This is a genomic window from Runella defluvii, from assembly GCF_014195535.1.
In the GTDB taxonomy this organism is placed as follows: Bacteria; Bacteroidota; Bacteroidia; order Cytophagales; family Spirosomataceae; genus Runella; species Runella defluvii.
This window is the reverse complement of sequence record NZ_JACIBY010000002.1, coordinates 596,354-614,733: the sequence shown is the minus strand read 5'-3', so window position 1 is coordinate 614,733 and position 18,380 is coordinate 596,354. Positions and strand designations below refer to the sequence as shown.

Sequence of the window (18,380 nt, the reverse complement as noted above, 5' to 3'; positions counted from 1 at the left end):
TTGAGGCTATACCTTCTTGGTTTTCCACTTTCCGCGTCTAAAAAGGAGAATCCCCACCACAGCAAGCATTGACTCGCTGAATGCAACGGAAATATACACGCCGTTGGGGCCTAAATCGAGGTATTTTGCTAAGAAATAAGCAAGGGGGATTTCGATAGCCCAAAAGCAAACCAAGTTCATGAGAGTTGGGGTCAGGGTATCGCCTGCGCCGTTGAACGACTGGCTGATAACCATCCCATAAGCAAAAAATAAATACCCAAAACAAATGATTCGTAGGCAGTTGACGCCCGTGGATACCGTGGTGGGGTCGTCGTTGAACCAGCTAATAATGTTGGCCGAAAAGACAAAAAATATGACAGCAACGACGGCCAAAAACACAAAGTTGAAGAAGGCTGCTCGCCAAACTGAGGTTTCGGCGCGTTCGGGCTTGTTTGCGCCAAGGTTTTGTCCTACCAAAGTGGCAGCGGCATTGGCCATGCCCCACGAAGGTAAAATGGTAAACACAATAACGCGAATGGCGATGGTATAACCTGCCACAATTTGAGGGCCAAAGTCTGACAAAATACGGGTCAGGAATACCCAACTGGCAGAAGCAATAAGGAATTGGCCCGTACCACCCGCCGAAACACTGATAAGGTTACGAATAATGGTGAAATCGGCTTTGAGTTGTGATGAAAGTACTTTGACAACCCCATTGCCCTTGGTCAAAGCATATAACTGGTACAGAACCCCAAGACTGCGGCCTATGGTGGTGGCCATGGCTGAGCCCGCTACTCCAAATGCAGGAACAGGCCCCCAACCAAAGATAAAAAGTGGGCAAAGAAGCATATTGACGCCGTTGGCAATCCAAAGCGAGCGCATTGCTACGGCGGCATCTCCGCCTCCCCGTAAAACGCCGCTAAGGGTGTAAAGCAAAATAATAGCGGGGCTACTGGCAAAGATAATTCGGGTGAAATTGGCCCCTGAGGCGATGAGGTTTTCGCTGCCACCCATGGCACGTAGGATGGTCTCTGCCCCAAAAAAACCACCAAGCCCAATCGTGATACCTAACACAACTGACACCAAAATAACCTGCGCTGCGGCATGGCCTGCTTCGGCGTGTTGTTTCTCTCCGATACGTCGCGACACGATGGCGGTTGCAGCCGTACTAAGGCCAATGGCCACGGAGTAAACAAGCGTTAAGACAGATTCGGTAAGTCCTACCGTCGCAACGGCGTCGGTGTTGACTTTAGATACAAAGAAAATATCGACAACCGCAAAGAGCGATTCCATGACCATTTCTAAAATCATGGGTACGGATAGTAGAAAAATGGCGCGATTGATACTGCCCGAAGTATATTCGTGCTCTTCGCCTTTGAGGGCTTGTAAAAATAAATCAAAAAATTTACGCATGGCTGTTTAGTTGGTCTTTATGTCCCAGACCGAAATTCGACGGTCGTCGCTGGCTGAAATGAGTTGATTGTGAAAGGACGTCCAAAGGAGTTTATTGATGGAAGTACCGTGACCTGCATGTCGAGCACGGTCAATCACCTTGAGAAGTCGGAAAGTGGTCGCGTCCCATAGCTTGATTGATTTGTCCATGCTACACGAGGCAAACAACCGTTGGTCGGGGCTGTAAGTAAGGTGATTGATGGCGAAAAGGTGAGCGACAATGTCTTGATGAAGTGCGTATCCATTGGCTACGTCCCAGATTTTCAAGTGCGCATCGCGGCTTCCCGATAACAAATAGCGGCCGTCGGGCGAGAAGCAAACTGAGAAAACAGAATTGCTATGGGCTTCCCACGTGTGTCGTAAGTCTAGCTCGTCGATACCAAACACGCGGATGTAGTTATCGCTATAACCGATGGCTATTTCGCGGGTAAGGGCATTAATGGAGATACACCGCGCTGACTGCTGACTGGCTTTGATATGTTTACGAACGGCAAATGCTTGACGGTCCATTACGATAACAACGCCGTCTGAAAGAGCCAAAAACGCTTGGTTTTCAAAAAAAACAATGTCAAAAATGGCGGCTGTGGTCAGTTGTGCCGAAGCGACAACGCGTTTTTCGAGCGGGTCAATGACCTGAATTCCTTCGTAGTTTTGTCCTACCCACAGTTGGTTTTGGGTAGTGTCAAATGCCAAAGCATAGACAGATGCAGGCACTTGAGCGACAACATCGCCCCAATCAGGACGGGTTAGGTCCCACTTGACAATCATGCCATCGCCACCGGCTGAATAAAAGTACTTATCTTCTGCCGAAGGTTGAAGCGCATATACGCAGTCGCGGTGACCAGAAAATGTGTCTATTTTAGTTACTTGAAGCATAAAATTCCAAACGCCCGTATTTTTGTGCAAAGTTACACCAAAAGATTGCATCTATGCCTATCGTTCGCCAGTGGACTGTTTTTGAGGAATGTTTGCTCCTGATTTGGGAGATTTTTGAGCCTATCGAAGAATTGCAAGAAGGACTTGTGGCCACGGCCGAAGAATGGGCCGAATATGAGACCATCTCGCATCCACAAAAACGATTGGAATGGATAACTGGCAGACGAGCGATGCAGTCGATTGTAGAAGCCAGTGGGCGTATTTATACAGGGATGCAGAAAGACAATTTTGGAAAACCGTTTTTGAACAATGCCGTAGCGGAAATTTCGCTTACGCACACGGCGCGGTTTGTGGTGGTGGCCTTGCACCCGTCGGTATCCCTTGGCGTGGACTTAGAACGAGTTGCGCCTAAGCTCGCCCGCGTGGCGCCCAAATTCCTTTCGGATTCAGAAACAACCCACGCGGGCGAGCAGCTAGAGCGCCTTTGCACGTACTGGTGTGCCAAAGAAGCGTTGTACAAATTGCACGGTACTCGAAATTTGAGTTTTAAGGAGGAAATTTTCGTTCACCCTTTTACCGACGAAAACGACTTTTTTACGGGCGAAATTTTTCCCATTCATACCCCACTACCACGCCAACAACACCGCCTGTACCGTTTTCGGGTGGACGATTTTTTGGGGGTGTTGGCAGTGTAATAAGCCGTTCCTTTATTCCTCAATCGGTTCCTGTAACACTGCGGACATTCGCTCAATTTCTTTTACTTTATCGCTATCGCCCGTTTTTTCAAATGCAAGCGTAAGGTTCCGAAGAACCCGACGCAAGATGTCGAGGTTAGAACAAGGCTGATAAAACGAATCGTTGGACTTGAGGTTGAGCTGCGCAATGTAATGGTCGATGTCGGAGCGCATAAACACCAAGCCCTTGTTAAAGACATTGATGTAAAACTGCACTGCGTCCTTTTTGTAAGTAAGTACAAAAAGGTTAGGTAAATTGACCCCGTAAACGGGCATATTGAGGCGTTGGGCCACAATCATGTAAATACAACACAGGGTAATAGGATTCCCCTTGCGGGATTCCAACACGATGTTGATCATCGAGTTGCTTGCCGCGTGGAAATTTTTGGTGTTTGAACCAAACTTTAGCTTTGAAAAAAAGACGTGATTCAAAGCTCGAATTTGATCAATCGGGTGCATGTCTTCTTTAAACTCAAGCCATGTTTCGTAATAAAACTGTTCGAAGTCGCTTCGGAGGCTTTCCAGCGACAAATCAGGATATTGGTAGGTAGCAATTACCCAGAGCCCTTCCAGTAAGTCAATTGCTCCGCCGTGGTGCCAAGTGGACAGGCGTTCAAGCAAGACTTCAAACTGAAGCTCGTGCACTAATTCTTCGATGCGGCGCTGAATTTTTGGATTAAAGCCCGCACCTTCCCACTCATTCTCTAAATAGGGAATGATAATCTCTCTTTGCTGTCTAATTTCTTTTTCAACCAACTGCAACACCTCTTTGTCGTCGTCGTCGAGAAGCGAAACCAGCGCTTTGATTTCTTGTTCTGTCATGGAGCAATGTCAGTGAAGTTTGCGTTAAAGAAAAACATTTTTTTTTCAGTGCCCAAATTTTATAGTTTTGTCATTCAATTTTCTACACTTTACATGAAAATATTGGTCACAGGAGGAGCTGGTTTTATTGGCTCTCATACGGTTGTTGAACTGCATCAGTCAGGTTTTGAGCCAGTTATCATTGATGACTTCAGTAACTCAGAAGAAAAAGTACTTAGCAGGCTAGAATCTATTATTGGGAAGGCTGTTGTGTCATACAGCGCCGATTGCAATGATGAGACAGCGTTGCGGCAAATATTTGCAAAAGAAAAATTCGATGGCGTGATTCATTTTGCGGCAAGTAAAGCCGTAGGAGAGTCGGTGGAAAAGCCATTGATGTATTACCAAAACAACCTAGGCTCTACGCTTGCGATGTTGAAAGTAATGCAGGAGTTTGGCGTAAAAAGCTTTGTATTTTCTTCGTCGTGTACGGTGTATGGACAACCTGACGTGCTACCTGTGACGGAAGAAACACCTCGCCAAGAAGCGGCTTCACCGTACGGAAATACCAAGCGTATTTGTGAAGACATTATTCGTGACGTGGTCATCTCAAAAACGGGTCTTAAAGCGATTTCGTTGCGCTATTTTAATCCAGTGGGTGCGCACGAATCGGCGCAAATTGGGGAGTTGCCGCGCGGTGTACCAAGCAATTTGGTTCCTTATTTGACGCAAGCTGCGGCGGGTTTACGCGAAAAATTAACGGTATTTGGGGACGACTACAACACCCCCGACGGTACTTGTATTCGTGACTTTATCCACGTGGTGGACTTGGCTAAAGCACACGTAAAAGCACTTGAGCTATTGGCCAAAACCGAAGAAGATAACTTTTATGACGTGTTCAACGTAGGAACGGGCGAAGGCGTAACGGTGCTTCGTTTGATTCAGACGTTTGAGCAAGTAAATAACATCAAGCTAAATTACGCAATCGGGCCTCGTCGTGCGGGTGACATTGAGCAAATTTACGCTCAGGTAGATAAGTCGCACAATGTGATGGGCTGGAAAGCTGAAAAAACGCTCGAAGAATCACTTCGGGATGCTTGGCGCTGGCAACAAGCATTGGCAGCAGATAACGCAACTGTTTAACAGAAACACATTTTATGCAAACTATACTTATTACAGGCGGAGCAGGTTTTATTGGCTCACACGTAGTGCGCCGTTTTGTGACCGAATACCCAGCGTATCAGATTGTGAATCTCGATGCACTGACGTACGCAGGGAATCTTGCCAATCTTACAGACATTGAAAATGCCCCTAATTACCGTTTTGTTAAAGGCGACATAACCGATGCGGCATTTATTGATAAATTATTTAAAGACAATGATTTCACAGGAGTCATTCACTTGGCGGCCGAATCGCACGTGGACAGGTCAATTTCTGATCCAATGGCTTTTGTGGTGACCAACGTCATCGGAACGGTCAACTTACTCAACGCGGCCCGTCAGTGCTGGAAAGGAAAAGAGGAAGGACGCCGTTTTTATCATGTTTCGACTGATGAGGTTTATGGAGAACTTCATGACCCCAACGAGTTTTTTGTGGAAACGACCAAGTACGACCCACGTTCGCCTTATTCGGCTTCAAAAGCCTCGTCTGACCACTTTGTAAGAGCGTATCAGAATACGTACAAACTTCCAGTAGTAATTTCAAACTGCTCAAACAACTACGGCCCTAATCACTTTCCAGAGAAATTGATTCCGTTGATGATCAACAATATTCGCCACCACAAACCGCTTCCAGTGTATGGAAAAGGCGAAAATGTGCGTGATTGGTTGTACGTAGAAGACCATGCACGGGCGATTGATGCTATTTTTCATCAGGGTGTCAACGGCGAAACGTATAACATTGGCGGTTGCAACGAGTGGAAAAATATTGATTTGGTGCATTTGCTGTGTACTATCATGGACCAAAAACTAGGCCGTGAAGAAGGCACGTCGGCACAATTGATTACGTACGTGACCGATCGCGCTGGTCACGATTTGAGATACGCCATTGATCCCGCAAAGTTAATGAACGAGCTAGGCTGGAAGCCGTCGGTGACGTTTGAGCAAGGGCTTGAAAAAACGGTGCAGTGGTACTTAGATAACCAAGAATGGCTCGACAATGTAACGTCGGGTAATTATCAAAAATACTACGAAGGGATGTACGAAGATCGCTAACTAAGACTGATTTAGCGAATAATTTTAAAGGGCGTTGCACATTAGTGCAATGCCCTTTCTTTTACAATCCCTCCACGGGCATCGTCAATTCCGTGTTGGACTACAAAAGCCTGCGGGTCTATTTCTGAAATGGCATCCCGTAAACGGCTGACTTCTAGTCGAGTCACGACTGAGTAGAGCACTTTAGTTTCTTGGTTTTGAAGTCCACGTTTTCCAAAACCTTTTTCACTGTTTAAGACTGTGACCCCTTTGTGGAGTTTGTCCGTAATCATTTCGCGGATGGCTTCGTGATGGTCAGAAACAATCCAGACGGCTGTATATTCTTCGATACCATGAATCAAATAATCGACGGTTTTGGAGGCGGTGAAGTAGGTTAGCATCGAATAAAGGGCAATGTCAACGCCCAAAAAGTAGGCCGCCGTGGCAAAAATGAGAATGTTCATGCCCAAAATCACATCACCAACGCGAATCGTAGAATTTCGACGGCTAACAAGCAATGCCGCTACTTCTGTACCGTCCAAAACAGCACCTCCTCGCATGGCTAACCCAATACCAGCCCCAATAAAAAAACCACCAAATACGGATGTTAATAACAAGTCGGGAGTCACATCGGGGAAGTGAACAAAAGCTAGGCAGATGGATAAACCCGTAATGGCAAAGGTACTTTTGATGGCAAACGCTAAACCGATTTGACGGTAGCCCATCAAAATAAATGGTAGGTTAATGATAGGAATAAGTACAGCCAGAGGTACTTTTAAGATGGACGAAAGAAGCATAGAAATGCCCGTGACACCGCCATCAATAAAGTGGCTCGAAAGTAAAAAACCTTTCAGGCCAAGTCCCGCGCTAAAAATACCTGCTGTAATTAAAATAGCATCTTTTAGTAAAGAACGTTTGGTAATTCCTTGCATATTCATCGAAATAGAAAAGAGTGGTTCATTACTTATTGTAACGCATAAAATACAATATCGTTTCCTTTTTTCAAAAAAGTGAAGAAATGTTGCTGAAAACGCAAGTGGTCGTTACATTTGAGAAAAACCTAACCTTTTACACTTCATGAATTGGCTTTTTGGACTACTTTATCGGCTAGTTGGCTGGCGTACAATAGGACATGCACCCACCGAACTAAAAAAAGGGATATGGCTTGTAAGCCCGCATTGGTACAATTCTGATTTTTTTGTAGGTGTAGGCGTGAGGGCGTACATAAATCTTAAAATTGGCTACCTCGGAAAAAGTGCGTTGTTTAAGTGGTATTCTGGCTGGCTATTTCGCGGGCTTGGCGGGTACCCTGTAGATCGGACAAAAAACAATAACTTGGTGGAGGCGGTAGCGGCTACGTTTCAAGAAAACGAAACAATTCACATTGCCATTGCTCCCGAAGGAACACGCAGCAATGTGTCAAAACTAAAAACGGGCTTTTATTACATGGCCCTAAAAGCCAAAGTACCCATTATTTTGGTAGGCTTTGATTATCCACGAAAAGCAGTGGTTTTTGGCGATGTTATTTATCCCACGGGCGATTTTGTGAAGGACATGAAGCCCATCTACGATTTTTTTCTCACAATTCAAGGTCCTAAAAAAGAATGGTTGGTCAACTACGCCCAAACAGGAGAAATCCCTTTGCCCAAAGAAGGGCGTTAGCTGTGCCGTAGGTTTGTGGCGTCGGTTACTCCTAACCGACAATGCTCGCTAGAAAATCAATAATTCGTTGACTCGCAAAACCATCACCGTAGGGGTTGTTGGCTTCTGACATTGCTTGATAGACAGACGCTTGTGTCCAAAGCTCAGTAACGGCTTGGGTGATGGTAGCGCGATTGGCTCCCACGAGCCGAACGGTTCCCGCTTCGACTGCCTCGGGGCGCTCGGTGGTGTCGCGCATGACCAGCACGGGTTTGCCCAAACTCGGAGCTTCTTCTTGTACACCACCTGAATCGGTCAGGATGACCCAACTTTTTTTCATCGCATACACAAAATCGGCGTAATCCATCGGGGCAGGTAAGTGTACATTGGGCAAGTCCCCTAAGCGTTCATAGACAGGCCGTTGAACATTAGGGTTGAGATGAACAGGATAGACAATTTCTAAGCTCGGATGCTGCTGGGCAAGTTCACGTAAAGCGTCACAAATTTGAATAAAACCTTCGCCAAAGTTTTCGCGACGATGCCCTGTAACCAATAAAATCTTGCGATTGGTAGAAAAAAGCTGCTTCAAGTCCTCTGATACCCGTTCCGAAAACCCTTCCACTTGTTTGCTTACGTGCAGGAGTGCGTCTATGACGGTATTTCCTGTTTTGATAATCACGTTTGGGGCAACACCTTCACGTACCAAAGCTTCTACATTGCGGTTGGTAGGGGCAAAATAATAGTTGGCGAGGCGGTCGGTGATGAGTCGATTGGCTTCTTCAGGAAAAGGCGATTGCAAGTTTCCTGTGCGTAGTCCTGCCTCAACGTGACCTATTTTAATGCCAGCGTAAAAAGCCGCCAACGACGTAGCCATGCAAGTAGTGGTATCGCCGTGTACGAGCACGAGGTCGGGGCGATACGACTGGAAAAGGGTACGTAATCCCGTGAGGATTCGACACGTGATGTCGGTCAAATCCTGCCCCGCTTGCATGATGTTGAGGTCAAAGTCAGGCGTTAGCTCAAACAATTCGAGCACTTGGTCGAGCATGTGGCGATGCTGACCCGTTACGCATAATTTATGCTCAAAATGCGGGTGGTGGCGGAGCTGACGAACCAGCATGGCCATTTTGATGGCCTCGGGGCGGGTGCCAAAAACAGTAAGGATTCTCATAATCCTTCGGGTTTCCAACCAATTTTTACGATTTTTCCGCTGTTTTCAATCACGGGACGTTTAATCAACGAAGGTTTTTCGAGCATCAATTCAAGGGCACTTTGCGAATCGACAATAGCTGCTTTTTGCTCGTCAGAAAGTGCTTTAAAGGTAGTCCCTGCTTTATTTACCAACGTTGTCCAATCGGTTTGAGAGAGCCAATTTTCAATTGTTTCGCGCGAAACTCCTTGCTTTTTATAATCATGGAATAAGAATTCCATTTGGTTGGATTTGAGCCAATTGAGTGTTTTTTTGATGGTGTCGCAGTTAGAAATACCGTAAACAGTAAGCATAGTGTAAGTAATGGTCGAAAACTTTTGTTATGTATCTAATTCAATAGGAGCTACAACGCTGTTGAATTACTCTTTATGATAAGGGCCGAGAAATTTGTCCCCGTTAAAATGGACTAAATGGTCTGGGTTATCAGCAATCCAAACTTCTGTTTCCCACGCGATTTCGGTCATAAACTGCCTAAATTTTTGTCGAGAATTGAAAGCAGTGATATAAACGATGCTTGCGGTACAATTTTGGGTTAGTTTTTGAAGTTGTAGAAGTCGAATTTCAGAAATAGGTCCAGAAGAATGGACAGCTTCAATCAGGTAAAGCCAATTCTTCTTCTTTGAGTAAGCAATGATATCGGGAAGTTCTTCGTGAGAAATTTCAAAGAAACTTAGCGCTGCTAACTTCTCTTTGTCAAGAAAAAGGTATTTGTCACTGGTATCACCAACATACAGAACTCCTGCCCCAAAACCATATCTTGGAAGGAATTCTTCGATAATTGCTTTTTGTAATGTATTGTGTTCGCCTGTAGAAAACACAAGCTGCTTTCCAGAAGGAAGCAAAACTTCGACTTTTGAAATATTTCTTTCTCGCTTTAACTTTTGGGATAAAGTATCATTATTTTTTAATTGATTGGTTACAATTTCTCCCCATGTTTCTTTTCCAAAATCTCGTAGGAGCTGGGCGTAAATCGGGTTCAGTGCGTACCCCCGAGTTGAATCATTTGTCGCTGAATTTGGGCTTGACTGAACGACAATTCCAGCAATTGTAAGCAATTTTAAGTCATTTCTTCGGATATTATCATACGAGCCAGGGCTAATTGTTTCGTTAAAATGCTGGTTGAGATACTGAATGATGTCTCTCGTTTTAAGCGAAAATCCAATTGTTAAATCTTTGGCTTTAGGTATATCTCCTTGCGTTTTGATGTCGCCAGTGGCTAAAAAAGCAAGAGCCATTCGTTCAAGCCTTCTAGCTGAGCCTTCAATAGGAATTCCAAAAGTTTCGAGAATATATAATGCTACATTGATGAGTTCTTGAATTGCTTTTGGCTTTTCGTTGAATGTTTTTGAAGTAGAAGAATTAATATACTGCTTCATTCTCAAATAATTTTAGTTGCCCAAACTCAATAATAGGAGCTTCGTTCGCTGATTTTATTGTGAGGTGCTTTTTAATATGTTTGGCTAAATGGAAGGCGAAGTTAGGAGCTACTGCATTACCTATTTGATTAAATTGATGCGTTTCTGTTCCTTGAAATTCAAACCAATCAGGAAAACTTTGTAATCGCGAAGCTTCCTTGACGGTCAATCTTCTTCTTCGACCATCTTTTAATCTAACCCTGTGCATGTCTCCTGTGGCCCCAGCAAGGTTTCTACAAGTGAGTGTACGGGCAGGTTTATCTAAATACAGGTCTCTAGGATTGATACATTTGGAAGCTTTCTCATAATTTGCAACGTACTTATCCATTGATTCGGTGAAAAATTTGGATTTTTCGTCAAACTCAAATGCAAGTGTTCCCAATGCCTCACCTGCTGTAATGGTTCTCCGAATGGGTGGAGGAAGTTTGATGTTGGTTTTAGCGCCAATGACAATCACTCGTTCTCTATTTTGAGGGACTTCGTAATTTACCGCGTTCAAAAGGGCGTAGTCGATGTAATAGCCAAGCCGCTCAAGTTCATTAATGACTTCCTTTAAATACCATTGGTTTTTATACAACATCCCACGGACATTTTCAAACATAAGAACTTCAGGCGCTAGTTGGCGAATGGCAGAGAGGAAAATGGGAAAACCGTCTCTGGCATCTTTTAAACCAAGTTGTTTTCCTCCAACACTGAAAGGCTGACAAGGAGGGCCGCCAATAACAATATCTGCCTTTGGATAAATTGATTCAGGGGTAAGTTTTTCAGTGAAACATTCTCCTAGAAGATTTTTATTGTAAGTACTTGATGCGTTTGCGTCCATTTCGAAGCCAATGGTTTTAAAACCATTCGCTTCAAACCCAAGAGACAAGCCGCCACAACCTGCAAAAAGGTCAACTACCGTTTTGTTTAAATCTGTATCAATCCAAGGTTGAAGCTTGTTATCTATCTCTTTCCAGTATTCCATTGGGTAAAATTACAAAATTTTTCCTAGCCGCAAGGGTTGGTGATACTTTGGTAAAACTACTAAAACTCGAAAACTTTTTGCAGAGCAGGAAGTTTATACTGCATGAAATTACGTATTCAAACGCATGTAAGTCAGCCGTATCAAGTGGTTTGGCAAGGGTTTAATGAGGAACTGTTTCGCAAGCTTAGTCCGCCGTTTCCTCCCGTGCGGGTCGTGCGGTTTGATGGTTGCCTAGCGGGCGATATGGTGGTATTGGAACTGAATTTTCTCCTTTTTAAACAGCAATGGATTAGTCGGATTACGGAACAACAGTCGTCCGAATCAGAGATTTATTTTGTTGATGAGGGAACAAAACTGCCTTTTTTCTTGCGCTTTTGGCGGCATCGCCACCGAATCATCCGTGAAAAAGCAGGCGGTACAATCATTGCGGACGAAATTGAATTTAGAACACCTCTTTGGGTAATCGACTATTTGATGTACCCGTTGTTGTGGGCGCAGTTTGCCTACCGAAAACCCATTTATAAGAAAGCGTTTGCGTTATCTCCCCATCTCTCGTAGGCGCTTGCTGGCAAAGACAAACTCGTTGAGCTCTTTAACATCGGCTTGGAGAATGGTGTTGTTGTCGCCTTCCCAAAGTTTATAGCCTTTGTAAAGAAACATTACTTTCTCCCCAATTTCGAGCACCGAGTTCATATCGTGCGTAATGACGACGGTGGTGATGTTGTATTCGTCCGTAATTTCCTTGATTAACTCGTCGATTTTAATCGAAGTAAGTGGGTCGAGGCCGGAGTTGGGTTCGTCGCAAAACAAATACTTGGGGTTCATTACAATCGCCCGAGCAATACCGACGCGTTTTTTCATCCCCCCACTAATTTCAGAAGGCATCCGATTGACAGCATGGTCAAGCCCTACGCGCGTGAGACAAACCATGACACGGTCGTTTTTTTCGCTCTCGCTCATGTCGGTGAGCATATCGAGTGGAAATCGTACGTTTTGTGCTACTGTTTTAGAATCAAACAATGCCCCGCCCTGAAACAAAACCCCCATTTCGCGGCGAACTTGTTTTCGTACTTCTTCGTCGCTGTTCCAAAAATCGCGGTCATTGTAGAGTACTTGGCCGTTGTCAGGGCGAATAAGGCCAATCAAGCATTTGAGCAAAACGCTTTTTCCCGTCCCACTACCGCCAATGATAAGGCTGGTGTCGCCAGGCTTAAATGTGCCTGAGACACCTCCCAATACCATTCGTCCTTCAAACGATTTTTGTATATCAATAAACTGAATCATTTATGCTATGATTTTCATTAGACATCGGCGTCGGGTGTCCAAGGGTTGTTAAAAGCATCGTCTTCCTCTTGTTTGGCTTCGAGTTCCGCGTCGGCTTTCTTGTTACGCTCTACCCAAGCCGATACAAAAATACTGATTTCGTAAAGCAACGAAAGCGGTAAGGCCACCAATACTTGGCTAAGAACATCAGGTGAAGGCGTGATGATTGCGGCTAAAATAAGAATGACGACGAACGCATGGCGGCGATATTCACGCATGAAGCGTGGATTGAGAAAACCAATTTTAGAAAGTACAAAAGCGACAACAGGCAATTGGAACGTAAGACCGCAGGCAAGGGTCAAAATAGAAATTAAGCCTACGTATGATGTAATATCGAATTGGTTTTTGATGCGCGGGTCAAGCTTAAAATTGGCAAGGAAGTTGATGGCCAATGGAGCAACAATGTAATAACCAAAAAGTACCCCTGACATAAACAAAAACGTAACGTAAAATACCGCCCCGCGCGACATTTTGCGCTCAGAGGATTTTAGACCTGGTTTAATGAATCGCCAAACTTCCCAAAACGCATACGGAAACGCAAAGAGAAGGCCAATGATAAGCGCCGACATCAAGGCCATCGTAAATTGCCCTGCCATTTCGCGGCTTTGAAGCTCAAAATCAAGTTGGTTGATGCAAAGCCCTTGGGCTCCTGTGAAATCTGCGATTTTACACAACATTCGGTAAGTCCAGAAATCCGAACGAGAGGGGGCCAAAATAATTTTATCGTATATCTCTTCAATAAAGATGAATGCCCCAATGGTAAAAACAATAATTGCACCTACGGCTCGGATAACGTGCCAGCGTAGTTCTTCGAGGTGCTCAATGAACGTCATTTCTGATTCTTCGTGGGTGGGGTTGTCAAATTCTTGATCGAGTGGCATTTTGTTTCAAATAAGGAATGATTGGTAATGTATAGGAACTACAAAGGTACGCGCTTCGACGTGTTTGCATTACAATTTCTTTAAAAATAAGGTTCTGTTTTGGGCATCTAAGAGGTTTTTACGACTTTTGAGAAAGAATTAGCTGATTTTTTTAAGCAGATTTTAATGCTTAACGATAAAATAACCACCCAATGGCATCACTTCCTAAAAATATCCTTTCGTTTGAAGAGCCTTTCGGAGATACCAACAGCCGCAAAACGGAGCTGAAGGAGGTATCGGAAGGGTACCGTAAACTCTTGGAAGAAAAAATGACGGATTTGAAAGATGACGCGGCGCGTGTCGGTAAGCAGGCTTTGGTGATAGGCGGGGCAATTGCGGCGGTTTATTTAGTACTAGAACTACTGTTACCAGACGATGAGCCCGAAGTCAAAACCAAACAACAAGCATCTTTTGCATTGCCCGAACGAACCAACAACCAACCGTCGTGGTTAGTAAAAACAGCGACTTCGTTGGCGATGACGTGGGCGTTGGATATAGCACGTCAAAAATTAATGGATTTTTTGGCTACACAGCAACAAACGAATGAGGTCAAGAATACGAACGATACTCCAGGATAATCTTCAAGAAAGACGTAAGGCATTTGCCGTTTTGCTCGATCCCGATAAGGTCGAGTTTTCGTCGTTTCCTTTTTTATTGGCCGAGAGTGTACGTCACGGGGTTGATTTCTTCTTTGTCGGAGGAAGCCTCATTACACGCTATGCCGCCGACGACATCATCAAGGCCATTCACGAGCATACATCCATCCCTGCCATTTTATTTCCTGGCAATAGCCTTCACATTGAGCCTTCCGCCGACGCTATTTTGTTGTTGTCGCTGATTTCGGGACGTAATCCTGAACTTCTCATTGGCCAACACGTGGTGGCAGCTCCTCTGTTGAAACGTAGTCAATTGGAAATAGTACCTACGGGGTATATGCTGGTGGAAAGTGGCCGTGCAACGACGGTTTCTTACATCAGCAACACCACGCCTATTCCGCACGATAAACCTAGCGTAGCCGCTTGTACGGCCATGGCAGGCGAATTGTTGGGGCTTCAAGTGATGTACTTGGATGCAGGTAGTGGGGCTCAAAAACCCGTTTCGCCTGAGATGATTGCGGCTGTTCGCAAAGCAGTAGATACGCCCATCATTGTGGGTGGAGGAATCAATTCTCCGTTCAAAGCACAAGCCGCTCTGGAAGCAGGTGCTGATGTGATTGTGGTAGGAAACGGCATTGAACAAAATCCCGATTTACTTCCCGAAATTGCCCAACTTGTCAGGGCTTTTAATGATAAAGTAACCGTCTGAAAGAAGGAAGGGACAAATAGCAAATAGGCAAGTTAGCAAAGAGGCAAGTGGGCAAAGGGCAAAACTTGATTCTTGCCAATTTGCATTTTGCTCCTTGCTCATTTGCCTCTTGCCTTTTATGCCCTTTGCCCACTTGCCCTTTTCATTTCATTATTTCTTCGCAGAAAACGTATAAATCGTTGTTGTTTGGTACGTTTCACCTGGTTTTAGCACCACTGTTGGGAATGCTGATTGGTTAGGTGAATCGGGGTAATGCTCGGTTTCGAGGCAGAGGGCAAAGCGTTTTGGATAGTTTATCCCTTTCTTACCTGTGATGCTGCCGTCCAAGAAATTGCCTGTGTAAAACTGAATCGCAGGTTCGGTCGTCTGAACTTCCATGATACGGCCCGTTGTAGGCTCATATACCGTAGCAGCTAGACTAAGCTCCTTGTCTTTTTTATTCAACACCCAGCAGTGGTCGTAGCCACCACCGTACTTGATTTGTTGGTCTTTAGGGTCATTGATACGTGCACCAATGGCCGTCGCTTTGGTAAAATCAAATACATTTCCAGCCACAGGTTTTAATTCTCCCGTTGGAATCAATGTTTCGTTAACGGGTAAGAAGCGGTCGGCGTTCAAGGTCAGTTGGTGATCAAGAATATCACGTTTTGCTCCCGTTAGGTTAAAATACGTGTGGTTGGTTAAGTTAATGACCGTTGCTTTGTCGGTAGTGGCAGTGTAATCAATTTTAATCGAGTTGTTTTTTTGAAGCGTATAAGTCACCGTTACGTTCAGATTGCCTGGGTAGCCTTCTTCGCCGTCTTTGCTTACGTACGAAAGTTTAAGCGCAGGCTCTTCACCTTCAATCGGTTCGGCTTTCCAAAGAACTTTATCGAAGCCTACTGTACCACCATGAAGGTGATTGACCATGTTGTTGACAGCCAATGTGTACGTTTTACCATCAAGTGTAAACTTCCCTTTGGCAATGCGGTTTCCGTACCGACCTACCAGTGCGCCAAAATAAGGGCTCGATTTGAGGTATCCTGCTAAGGAGTCGTACCCCAAAACCACATTGTCGAACACACCGCTAGAATCAGGGGCCGTAAGATGGGTAATGATGCCGCCATAATTGGTGATTTTTGCTTCCATACCATTGGCGTTTTTAAGGGTATAAAGCTCGGCGGTTTGTCCGTCAGGAAGTTTGCCAAAATCGGTTTTTTCAATTTTGAGCGCTTGCGTTTCGGTAGTTGACTCACTGCTTTCTGAGGATTTGTTGGAGCAACTTTGGAAAATGACTAGCCCTGCCAAAAGGAGGGGCAAAAAAGTGGATTTCATGGAATAATTGGTTGGGTTGAAATAATTGAATTATTTTTTAGAAGCTATATTTAGTTGAATTTATAAAACTAATTATAAAGGAGATAATAGGTGACTTTTATTAAACTTACTCAAAATACCACCTCCAGAGTGCTAATTGACCTATGAAAATACCTGCTAATATAAAAACGTAAAACAAAATGGTCTTTTTGAATTTCATATTTCCGCAAATAATCCACAAAAAAGGTAAGATGTGAATAAGGTATCTTTCGTAAAATGGGTTGTTTCCAGAAATAAATATCTGTAATATGAGGAAGAATACAATTGTATAATAACAAAATATTATAATGTCGTTTTTTTTGAGTGATTTAAAGTTTTTATTGAAATAATATAAGCTAAAAATAGAGATAAAAATTGAAAAAAAATAAAAAATATATCCAATAGTTGGGTTTAAAAAACGAATTTTTTGATCAATATAATTTATTAGACCTGATTTTGTGAAAGTTGTATCAATGTTCCATACATATACATAAGAAAATATAAAGACAGAGATAATAAGTAAAATAATAATCGTCTTTATTTCTATCTTTATTTCTTTTTGAATGAGTTGAAGGGTTATGATAGGAGATAAATAAGCACCTAGGTACATTAATACAGAGATAAATCTTGGAAAATTAAGCGCTAGATGTAGATTTTGTGCTGAGTGAACTTTATAGTAGCTTGGCGGGATAATTCCCCCCCAAATTAAACATAAGGATAGGAAAGGAAATATAAGTATTATATTGGCTATTAAAATACTTGAATAAGTAAATGATAAAGATGTAGAGAGTTTTTTCTGAAACATTAGCATAAAAAAAGAAGGTGCTAGGCATAAAAAATATAATCGAGAAATAATTGCAATGCCCATAAATAAGGTTGAAGTTATTAATAGTATTGAGTGTTTTTTTACCTTGAATGATATAATTAATAGTAGTGTTCCCATTAAAGCACAAAATAATCCGAAGGCTTCTGTCATTAGAAGACCTGCGAGGGTAGGCGCGTATGGAGTTGAAAATAAAAGCAACGCAACTGTATTAGTATTTCTCCTTTTTTCCTTGAATAAATGTTCAAGTAAAATATAAATAAAGAGCCAACAAAACCATACGCTAAATCGAAAAGTAATAATATTATAACCAAATAGTTTTCCCCAAAAAGTAGCCCAAATGTGGCTCCCTGGGCCAGTTGGAGTAGTGTGATTTTTAAGGGATTTAATATTTATTCCATGAGAAAAATAATTGTTTATATCTATTAAGTGGAAAGATTCGTCAAACTTGTTTTCATTTGTTAAAATAATAAAAATAAAAGAAGAAGTGAAAAATAAAAAAATTATAACCCGTAAAATAATTAATTCACAGTAATCTGTTGTTATTTTTTTCATGTGCAAGCGTTAAATTAAATACGAATAATATAAAATTGGCCGTAATTTATTAAATAAAAATGTTAATCTCTAGCATTTTTTTGTAACAATACTCTCCTAGTATTATTTAGCTTAAGAAGAGTATTGTTGCAAATTTCTAACATCCTTGTCCGTAGTAGGCATTTTTGCCATGCTTACGTTCGTAGTGTTTCATACGGAGCGTATCTTTAATACGCGGAGTATTGGGGTTGATTTGTAGCGTGAGGTAAGCCATCCGTGCTACTTCTTCCAATACCGCAGCATTATACACCGATTTCTCCGCGTTTTTTCCCCACGTAAATGGGCCATGATTTTGTAATAAAACCATTTCAACTTCCTTGTGTGAAATTCCTTTGGCCGTGAAGACGTCAAAAATCTGGTTGCCCGTTTCGTGTTCATAATCGCCCTCAATCATGGCGTCGGTAAGGACGGGTGCACAAGGGATGTCTTGGTGGGTATGGTCAGCGTGGGTGGTGCCAAAAATGGGAATATCGAGACCCGCTTGGGCCCAAGCCACGGCATAGGTGCTGTGCGTATGGGTGATTCCGCCGATGTCTTCCCAGGTTTTGTACAACAACGCGTGCGTTTTTGTATCAGACGATGGGCGCATACTGCCTTCGACCACCTTGGCGTCGTAATCCATGATAACAATGTCTTCTGGACGTAGGTGCTCGTACGGAACTCCGCTTGGTTTGATGGCAAACACGCCCTTCGAGCGGTCAACGGCGCTTACATTACCAAAGGTAAAAAGCACTAGCCCGAGCTTGGGAAGCTGCATATTGGCCTCAAAACACTCTTCTTTCAGCGATTGGTAAATACTCATACTTGGTGGTGGCT

20 protein-coding genes are annotated in these 18,380 nt (G+C 43.5%); 7 read left to right on the top strand and 13 right to left on the bottom strand.

Annotated elements, in window-relative coordinates:
* Positions 1 to 6: 6 nt before the first annotated feature.
* Positions 7 to 1,392: an MATE family efflux transporter gene (locus FHS57_RS07400; protein ID WP_183972218.1), complete on the bottom strand. Its 1,386-nt coding sequence runs from the start codon at positions 1,390 to 1,392 to the stop codon at positions 7 to 9.
* A gap of 6 nt (positions 1,393 to 1,398) precedes the next feature.
* Positions 1,399 to 2,358: a WD40 repeat domain-containing protein gene (locus FHS57_RS07395; protein ID WP_229601276.1), complete on the bottom strand. Its 960-nt coding sequence runs from the start codon at positions 2,356 to 2,358 to the stop codon at positions 1,399 to 1,401.
* Between the two features lie 2 nt (positions 2,359 to 2,360).
* Here FHS57_RS07395 and FHS57_RS07390 point away from each other — a divergent pair, with 2 nt between their 5' ends.
* Positions 2,361 to 3,002 (top strand): 4'-phosphopantetheinyl transferase family protein, encoded by a 642-nt coding sequence (locus tag FHS57_RS07390; RefSeq protein ID WP_183972217.1) that lies wholly within the window; start codon positions 2,361 to 2,363, stop codon positions 3,000 to 3,002.
* Positions 3,003 to 3,014: 12 nt separating this feature from the next.
* Here the strand turns inward: FHS57_RS07390 and FHS57_RS07385 are convergent, their stop codons facing one another.
* On the bottom strand, positions 3,015 to 3,863 hold the full coding sequence (locus tag FHS57_RS07385) for a transglutaminase-like domain-containing protein (protein ID WP_183972216.1): 849 nt from the start codon (positions 3,861 to 3,863) through the stop codon (positions 3,015 to 3,017).
* 93 nt (positions 3,864 to 3,956) lie between these two features.
* Here FHS57_RS07385 and galE point away from each other — a divergent pair, with 93 nt between their 5' ends.
* Both galE and rfbB read left to right on the top strand, forming a co-directional pair.
* Positions 3,957 to 4,985, top strand: a complete 1,029-nt coding sequence (galE, locus tag FHS57_RS07380) for a UDP-glucose 4-epimerase GalE (RefSeq protein ID WP_183972215.1) — start codon at positions 3,957 to 3,959, stop codon at positions 4,983 to 4,985.
* 14 nt (positions 4,986 to 4,999) lie between these two features.
* Positions 5,000 to 6,055: a dTDP-glucose 4,6-dehydratase gene (gene rfbB / locus FHS57_RS07375; protein ID WP_183972214.1), complete on the top strand. Its 1,056-nt coding sequence runs from the start codon at positions 5,000 to 5,002 to the stop codon at positions 6,053 to 6,055.
* A 41-nt stretch (positions 6,056 to 6,096) separates the two neighbouring features.
* On the opposite strand, the gene FHS57_RS07370 is transcribed toward rfbB, so the two are convergent.
* Positions 6,097 to 6,966, bottom strand: coding sequence for a YitT family protein (locus FHS57_RS07370; RefSeq protein WP_183972270.1), 870 nt, complete (start codon positions 6,964 to 6,966; stop codon positions 6,097 to 6,099).
* 145 nt (positions 6,967 to 7,111) lie between these two features.
* On the opposite strand from FHS57_RS07370, the gene FHS57_RS07365 reads away from it, so the two are divergent.
* Entirely contained in the window at positions 7,112 to 7,696 is a 585-nt protein-coding gene (locus FHS57_RS07365) for a 1-acyl-sn-glycerol-3-phosphate acyltransferase (RefSeq protein ID WP_183972213.1), read from the top strand.
* Positions 7,697 to 7,727: 31 nt separating this feature from the next.
* Here the strand turns inward: FHS57_RS07365 and wecB are convergent, their stop codons facing one another.
* The 4 genes from wecB to FHS57_RS07345 all read right to left on the bottom strand — a co-directional run bounded on the left by wecB (position 7,728) and on the right by FHS57_RS07345 (position 11,267).
* Positions 7,728 to 8,846: a non-hydrolyzing UDP-N-acetylglucosamine 2-epimerase gene (wecB, locus tag FHS57_RS07360; RefSeq protein ID WP_221225563.1), complete on the bottom strand. Its 1,119-nt coding sequence runs from the start codon at positions 8,844 to 8,846 to the stop codon at positions 7,728 to 7,730.
* Positions 8,843 to 9,178: an arsenate reductase gene (locus FHS57_RS07355; RefSeq protein WP_183972212.1), complete on the bottom strand. Its 336-nt coding sequence runs from the start codon at positions 9,176 to 9,178 to the stop codon at positions 8,843 to 8,845. Before FHS57_RS07355 ends, wecB begins: the two co-directional genes overlap by 4 nt.
* A gap of 66 nt (positions 9,179 to 9,244) precedes the next feature.
* Entirely contained in the window at positions 9,245 to 10,261 is a 1,017-nt protein-coding gene (locus tag FHS57_RS07350) for a BsuBI/PstI family type II restriction endonuclease (protein ID WP_183972211.1), read from the bottom strand.
* The gene (locus FHS57_RS07345; RefSeq protein ID WP_183972210.1) at positions 10,245 to 11,267 is read right to left on the bottom strand and encodes a DNA cytosine methyltransferase; all 1,023 of its coding nucleotides are present in this window, start codon (positions 11,265 to 11,267) and stop codon (positions 10,245 to 10,247) included. The genes FHS57_RS07350 and FHS57_RS07345 overlap by 17 nt, the downstream gene beginning before the upstream one ends.
* Positions 11,268 to 11,369: 102 nt before the next feature.
* On the opposite strand from FHS57_RS07345, the gene FHS57_RS07340 reads away from it, so the two are divergent.
* Entirely contained in the window at positions 11,370 to 11,825 is a 456-nt protein-coding gene (locus FHS57_RS07340) for an SRPBCC family protein (protein ID WP_183972209.1), read from the top strand.
* Here the strand turns inward: FHS57_RS07340 and FHS57_RS07335 are convergent.
* Positions 11,805 to 12,551: an ABC transporter ATP-binding protein gene (locus FHS57_RS07335; protein WP_028524031.1), complete on the bottom strand. Its 747-nt coding sequence runs from the start codon at positions 12,549 to 12,551 to the stop codon at positions 11,805 to 11,807. The two genes, FHS57_RS07340 and FHS57_RS07335, sit on opposite strands and share 21 nt — an antisense overlap.
* Positions 12,552 to 12,568: 17 nt before the next feature.
* Positions 12,569 to 13,471, bottom strand: coding sequence for a twin-arginine translocase subunit TatC (gene tatC, locus FHS57_RS07330; RefSeq protein WP_183972208.1), 903 nt, complete (start codon positions 13,469 to 13,471; stop codon positions 12,569 to 12,571).
* A 191-nt stretch (positions 13,472 to 13,662) separates the two neighbouring features.
* Between tatC and FHS57_RS07325 the strand changes: the two genes are divergently transcribed.
* Together FHS57_RS07325 and FHS57_RS07320 are read left to right on the top strand one after the other, a co-directional pair.
* A complete protein-coding gene (locus tag FHS57_RS07325) occupies positions 13,663 to 14,088 on the top strand; it encodes a hypothetical protein (protein ID WP_183972207.1) in 426 nt (141 codons plus the stop codon).
* A complete protein-coding gene (locus FHS57_RS07320; RefSeq protein WP_183972206.1) occupies positions 14,054 to 14,815 on the top strand; it encodes a phosphoglycerol geranylgeranyltransferase in 762 nt (253 codons plus the stop codon). Before FHS57_RS07325 ends, FHS57_RS07320 begins: the two co-directional genes overlap by 35 nt.
* Before the next feature lie 150 nt (positions 14,816 to 14,965).
* Here the strand turns inward: FHS57_RS07320 and FHS57_RS07315 are convergent, their stop codons facing one another.
* The 3 genes from FHS57_RS07315 to FHS57_RS07305 all read right to left on the bottom strand — a co-directional run bounded on the left by FHS57_RS07315 (position 14,966) and on the right by FHS57_RS07305 (position 18,366).
* Positions 14,966 to 16,129 (bottom strand): aldose epimerase family protein, encoded by a 1,164-nt coding sequence (locus FHS57_RS07315; protein WP_183972205.1) that lies wholly within the window; start codon positions 16,127 to 16,129, stop codon positions 14,966 to 14,968.
* 106 nt (positions 16,130 to 16,235) lie between these two features.
* On the bottom strand, positions 16,236 to 17,525 hold the full coding sequence (locus FHS57_RS07310; RefSeq protein ID WP_183972204.1) for a hypothetical protein: 1,290 nt from the start codon (positions 17,523 to 17,525) through the stop codon (positions 16,236 to 16,238).
* Positions 17,526 to 17,661: 136 nt separating this feature from the next.
* Entirely contained in the window at positions 17,662 to 18,366 is a 705-nt protein-coding gene (locus tag FHS57_RS07305) for an L-ribulose-5-phosphate 4-epimerase (protein WP_183972203.1), read from the bottom strand.
* Positions 18,367 to 18,380: the final 14 nt, after the last annotated feature.